Genomic DNA, 5,039 nt, shown 5'->3' with positions numbered 1-5,039 from the left:
AAAAAATCTACGCCAAAATCCGTAAAACTTTTTTATTTTTTGCATTTGTTTCGCTGCTAAAAATTTATTTCTAACGTCGATTTTAACGCTATTTTCACACTAGACCCGCGCCGTGTTATCTGCTAATATTCACTCATATTTATTCAGGTGCGCACACGGATAAATAATATCACTCACGAGGAGTTTTTATTATGAACCCATTAACCACAAAAAACAACACGCTAAGCCCAAAAGAAACGGCGCAGTATTTAGGCATTTCTACCGCTACGTTATGGCGGTTTATGAAGCGCGACGATTTCCCAAAGCCAAAACGCCTAACCGAGCGCACAATCCGCTTTTTAAAGAGCGAGCTGGACGCGTATTTGCAAGATAGGAGCGCGTAAGATGAAAGCTTTTAAAGACGATAACGAGGCGAGACTATACGGGCGTTTTTATGTCCGTTTATCCAAATACCCTGAGATTAAGGCGATTTACGTGCAGACGGACGGGCAGGAGCAAAGTGAGCTACGCGAGGGCGTGATTAAAGCCCTTTGCGTGGCTTTTGATTTATTCAAGGAGCGCGAAACGGAGCTAAATCAAAAGAGTATCAGCCAAATAGCGCGAGAGTGCAAAGAGATAAAAAACGCGCCCGAACTTTACGTAAAAATGCTAAAAGAGTGCTACCCCGATATTTATCTCAAATCCCTACAAGACGAACAAAGCGGAGGCGACACGGCAAACTTTAAGCCCGTAGCGTTTGATTTGTTTTGCGCTTTGAGCGAGCAGGGGCGACAGCTCCAAACACTCCACGCCGAAAATCAACGGCTAAGAGAGCGATTTTTTCAAAGGAGCGCGAACAATGAATAAGCTAGTATTTACGCCTAGCAAACTTTGTTTTAGCGCGGACGATGAGGTTATGCTAAAAGCTTTTAAAAAGCATTTGCATATCTACAAAGTGGCAAGCCTGGACGGCGTCGCGCAACCTTTGCTAGATTGCGCTTATGATTTGTTTCATATCGTGCAGACGCAAAGAAAGAGCATAAAAAAATTAGAAATAAAAGAAGGCATAAGAGAGGAGAAAAACCTATGATACGAAGCAGGCATAAAACGGCGTTAATAAAAATGATGTGGGACGGAACGGAAATAACCGCGGGGCGAGTATTTGGCATAAGTAACGCCAATCAGTATTTAGTAGAGCTTTTTAGGGAAAAAATCGTTAAATTTAGATGGTGCACGGACGCAAATAACCCTAAAAGGCGGTTTAAATTATGGCGTATCGACGATTTCCAAAAGGCTAAAAGATATTTAGGGAGCAAAATATGAGCGCAATAGTAGCATTTAACAATCTAAATTTAGAGATTTCGGAGTATCAAGACACGTGGGGCTTGTCAAATAAACAAGTAGCAGAGGGATTTGGCGTAAGCGAGGAGGCTATCCGCTCGCAAAAGGCTAGAAATGAGTTTAAAGAGGGCGTGCATTTCTATCTGTTGCAAAATGCAACAGGTAACGCAAAGCAAACTTTTTGGACGAAAAAAGGCGTCATCACGCTAGGCTTTAAATTGACCGAAACGCCCCAAACGATTTTATTTCGGGATTGGGCGAGCGATTTTATCTTATCTAAGCAAAACCGCCCCGCCATAATTCAAGACGTATTAGCAGACCCGCGAGCATTCGCCGAACTAGCTTTAAAATTCGCCGATACTTTGGACGAAAATAAACGGCTGGAAGCAAAAGTAAAAGCCGAAGCGCCTTACGTAGATTTCGCGCGAGCCGTTGAGGTTAGCAAGGGCGATATTAAAATAGGCGAGTATGCGAAAATACTTTGCGATAAAGATAAGGGCATAGATACGGGCGAGATACGATTATTCGCTCTAATGCGCGAACTAGGGATTTTAATGTTTAATAACGAACCTTTGCAAAAGTATCTAAATATGGGCTATTTTAGACGCAAACCGCAGACGTTTACAAAACCAAACGGCGAGCGAGGACTAAGCCTCATTACGCTAATAACGCCAAGGGGTCAAGTAAAGTTAGCTAAAAAGCTGATCGAGGCGATAAAAGCTAAAAATGCGCCTCAATTAGCAGAGGGTTAATTTTAAATATTTCTAGGGGGTGGTTAGTGTCAAGCGATCCGCCCCCTTTGGATGTTAAAACGTGAAAATATTAGCAAACATTAACAAAATACTAGCTGAAACTCCGAGCATAAGCCTAGACACCGTGCGCGCTAGTTTCCTGAAAAACAGAGTAACGCACAAGCACTACACCAAAATAGAGCTGCTTAAAAGCATAGCCAAAAATCACGGCTTGAAATGGCGAAAAATGCAAGATACAAAAGAGATAAAAATATCCAATCGTTACGAGTTTCGAGGACTAAAAATAACCGAGCTTTACGAACTCGAAAATCTGAGCATATTCTACGCCACTACAAAAGCCCCGAACGAGTGCCGGCAGCGTGCCGTGCTTGAATGCTACGGCTTAAAGCAATATCACAAAACCGCCCCGCCTCTCGATCTCGTAGCGGAGCTTTTAGACGCGGTCAATAACGTTTCGAGTGTCGATTTATGCTTCGATAGTTCGACGCCTTTTAATCTCAATACGTTTGAGATAGTCCGATACCGAAACACCGCTTACGTCAAGTCGGAAATAGGCGCGTTACAGAGGCTTTATTTCTACGATAAGGCAGTTAAAAACGATTTGACCCATCCACTCTACCGCGCCGAAGCTACCGCCCCGATACTCGACCTAAACAAACCCGCTTTATTGCCTAGGCGCGAACGTCTAGAACTTCAATTAAGGCGCGCGGTATTCGATTTTGAAAACGCGATAAGCCTAGCCTCTACGAAAACCGGCACCGAGCGAACCTACAAAGCTAACAATAACAAAAGAGAGCTAAGGGCGTGATAACCGCTGATAGCTTATGAAACTACTATTAAGCCCGTTTTACATAAAATAGCGCGGTAAATTTCAAAAGGGTTAATATGGACTTGATAGGGTTATTTTCAGAAAAAAGATTAAAAGATTATGAGAGTGAAGCAAAGCACAGGGATAATTTTTTGCTTATGCAAAGATTAGCGCCCAAGCTGGGTATTGTCGAGATTATCACGCGCAATAAGACCGCACGCCTGCTAAGTATCGACGACAACACGTTTATCTCGCGCCAAACTTTGGGCTACTGGGTTACGTTACTAAACGTGATGAAGCTACATAATAAACTGGTGGATTTGTCGGCAATTGATTTTCGTAAATATTCAAAATTTAATAAGCACGGTAAAAGCTCAATGCCTAATTTTCAAAAAGTTAAAATTTGTTATTCTCTTATACTCACGATAAGAAACCGCGCTTTTCACTTTGAAAACCTTTACAAACTAAATGAATACGGCGCGCCGAGAATATCGACAAGGCTAAATGATAAGATAGTGGGGGTTGCGCCTGATATGCTAGAAACCTTTATTGATGATGTTTTAGATTGTTTGGATAGTGAGATAAGGGAATATTTACAAGGAGAATTTTAAAGCACCCTCAGTGAATTTCTTTGTGTAAGTAAAGTGGGCGCGATAAGTGCGCCCTCGAATTTCGCCGTAATTATACAACCTGAAGCCTAAAAAGTCAAGCAAAATAAATCTATCTAATAGCCTATGATAGCGAGTAAGTATCAAACAAAGCCGTAACGTTACATGTAACGCCCGTAACCTCATCGCCCGCAAATCAACCCGAATTTACCCAAAACAGCCCGAACCTTAAACTATTTTTTGCCCGTTTTATTTACTTTAAGAAACGCTAAAACGTGTATCGCTTTTCGTTGTCACTCGTTATCAAAATGCAAGACGGCTAAAACAAAATTTCCACAAGTCAAACAAAGCGCAAACAAGCGCGCACACGGGGCTAGCTCGCACTTACGCAGAGAGTAAAAAAACGCGTTTAAGTTTCAACCCCTCTTAGTGTAAGGGTTTTTATTTACTTTTCCTCTCTCAATTTACCCAGCTAATTGAAAAAATAAGAGTAGAAACCTTAAAGACATCACGCGCCCCCCCATTATTTTTTTATTGACACGCGCAACACCCTACGGCGGCTAAAAATAACGGCGCTACAATGCAAAAAGAGAGCACGGGGCATACAAAGATACCAAAAAGAGCTAAAATCAAATAGCGGGCTTTATTTTGCGTTTAAAAGCGATGAGGTTAATTGGATGAAATGCCCCGCCCCTCAAAGGGCGAGGGCGGCAGCATACGCGATCAAAATCTTTTTAGCCTAGTGTGTGCGCTTAATTTTCGGCTTACGTAGCAATGCCCTTAAATGCGAGCTTTGTCCGTCGCCTTAATTTTTAGGCGTCGAGCGAGTAGCCTAAAAATCGTCATTCACCAAAAACTGAAATAATGGCCAAGCCCTAAAAATCATCATTCCACAAAAATGGGGAACGCATAACCTAGCAATGAGGTAGATTTAATCTAGGTCATAGGCGCATTATGCCCTAAGCCAAATTTAGCCCATAGGCGCAAAGTAAAAGGGCGTAGCCGCTACCGACACCCCCCTGATTTTAAAGGGGGTGGTATTTGATACCCGCCCTTTTTGGATTTCACGAAAAAAGGGAAAACCTACCAGCCGAAAATTTGACCCGTTAAAGCTGGGTGAATTAAAGTCATAGAGCTAAACGCATTTTTGCGCTGAGTGAGTAGAGGGATTAGAGGCGATGAGGTTAAAGGTCTTTATCGACGTAAGGTTTGACAACCTCGACGATTTTATCAAAGTTATCAGCTTTAACCCATTTTTCAAGAATAACTTCAACGTATTTTGGAAAATCCTGCACCGACCCCCACGCATTAACCGTTGTGTAGCTAAGCCCTAATTTTTCGGCGAATTCTTTTTTTGTGATACCAATACTTTTTAATTGTGCTTTGAATGTTTGTAAGTCCATTTTAAAAACCCTTATTTGAATTATTTGGCGTATTATATTATTTTTAATATGAAAATACAATATTAATATTAGAAACAATACTAAATTAAGCTAAATCTAATATTATTAATAATACCCTAATAACAAAAGATATTTTTGAAACTGACAT

The 5,039-nt window shown here is 41.4% G+C and carries 8 protein-coding genes; 7 read left to right on the top strand and 1 reads right to left on the bottom strand.

Annotation, left to right across the window (positions count from 1 at the left end; translation table 11 throughout):
* Window positions 1-191: 191 nt before the first annotated feature.
* The 7 genes from QZ147_RS08215 to QZ147_RS08185 all read left to right on the top strand — a co-directional run bounded on the left by QZ147_RS08215 (window position 192) and on the right by QZ147_RS08185 (window position 3,491).
* Window positions 192-383 (top strand): helix-turn-helix domain-containing protein, encoded by a 192-nt coding sequence (locus QZ147_RS08215; protein WP_295149173.1) that lies wholly within the window; start codon window positions 192-194, stop codon window positions 381-383.
* Window position 384: 1 nt separating this feature from the next.
* Window positions 385-846, top strand: coding sequence for a hypothetical protein (locus tag QZ147_RS08210; protein ID WP_295149171.1), 462 nt, complete (start codon window positions 385-387; stop codon window positions 844-846).
* Window positions 839-1,069, top strand: a complete 231-nt coding sequence (locus tag QZ147_RS08205) for a hypothetical protein (RefSeq protein WP_295149169.1) — start codon at window positions 839-841, stop codon at window positions 1,067-1,069. The genes QZ147_RS08210 and QZ147_RS08205 overlap by 8 nt, the downstream gene beginning before the upstream one ends.
* A complete protein-coding gene (locus QZ147_RS08200; RefSeq protein ID WP_107811916.1) occupies window positions 1,066-1,302 on the top strand; it encodes a hypothetical protein in 237 nt (78 codons plus the stop codon). Before QZ147_RS08205 ends, QZ147_RS08200 begins: the two co-directional genes overlap by 4 nt.
* Entirely contained in the window at window positions 1,299-2,072 is a 774-nt protein-coding gene (locus QZ147_RS08195; RefSeq protein ID WP_295149157.1) for a phage antirepressor KilAC domain-containing protein, read from the top strand. The genes QZ147_RS08200 and QZ147_RS08195 overlap by 4 nt, the downstream gene beginning before the upstream one ends.
* A 61-nt stretch (window positions 2,073-2,133) precedes the next feature.
* Window positions 2,134-2,880: an aspartate carbamoyltransferase gene (locus QZ147_RS08190; RefSeq protein WP_295149154.1), complete on the top strand. Its 747-nt coding sequence runs from the start codon at window positions 2,134-2,136 to the stop codon at window positions 2,878-2,880.
* A 158-nt stretch (window positions 2,881-3,038) separates the two neighbouring features.
* The gene (locus QZ147_RS08185) at window positions 3,039-3,491 is read left to right on the top strand and encodes an ATPase (protein WP_295149152.1); all 453 of its coding nucleotides are present in this window, start codon (window positions 3,039-3,041) and stop codon (window positions 3,489-3,491) included.
* A gap of 1,181 nt (window positions 3,492-4,672) precedes the next feature.
* Here the strand turns inward: QZ147_RS08185 and QZ147_RS08180 are convergent.
* A complete protein-coding gene (locus tag QZ147_RS08180; protein ID WP_295149150.1) occupies window positions 4,673-4,891 on the bottom strand; it encodes a helix-turn-helix transcriptional regulator in 219 nt (72 codons plus the stop codon).
* Window positions 4,892-5,039: the final 148 nt, after the last annotated feature.

Source organism: uncultured Campylobacter sp., assembly GCF_905371695.1.
GTDB lineage: Bacteria > Campylobacterota > Campylobacteria > Campylobacterales > Campylobacteraceae > Campylobacter_A.
The sequence above is the reverse complement of the archived record's forward strand: the minus strand, read 5'-3'. Positions and strand labels throughout refer to the sequence as shown.

Bases quoted from the DNA above. Each gene is read 5' to 3' on its own strand.
- QZ147_RS08215 (WP_295149173.1), top strand. From the start codon at position 192: ATGAACCCATTAACCACAAAAAACAACACGCTAAGCCCAAAAGAAACG.
- QZ147_RS08210 (WP_295149171.1), top strand. From the start codon at position 385: ATGAAAGCTTTTAAAGACGATAACGAGGCGAGACTATACGGGCGTTTT.
- QZ147_RS08205 (WP_295149169.1), top strand. From the start codon at position 839: ATGAATAAGCTAGTATTTACGCCTAGCAAACTTTGTTTTAGCGCGGAC.
- QZ147_RS08200 (WP_107811916.1), top strand. From the start codon at position 1,066: ATGATACGAAGCAGGCATAAAACGGCGTTAATAAAAATGATGTGGGAC.
- QZ147_RS08195 (WP_295149157.1), top strand. From the start codon at position 1,299: ATGAGCGCAATAGTAGCATTTAACAATCTAAATTTAGAGATTTCGGAG.
- QZ147_RS08185 (WP_295149152.1), top strand. From the start codon at position 3,039: ATGCAAAGATTAGCGCCCAAGCTGGGTATTGTCGAGATTATCACGCGC.
- QZ147_RS08180 (WP_295149150.1), bottom strand. From the start codon at position 4,891: ATGGACTTACAAACATTCAAAGCACAATTAAAAAGTATTGGTATCACA.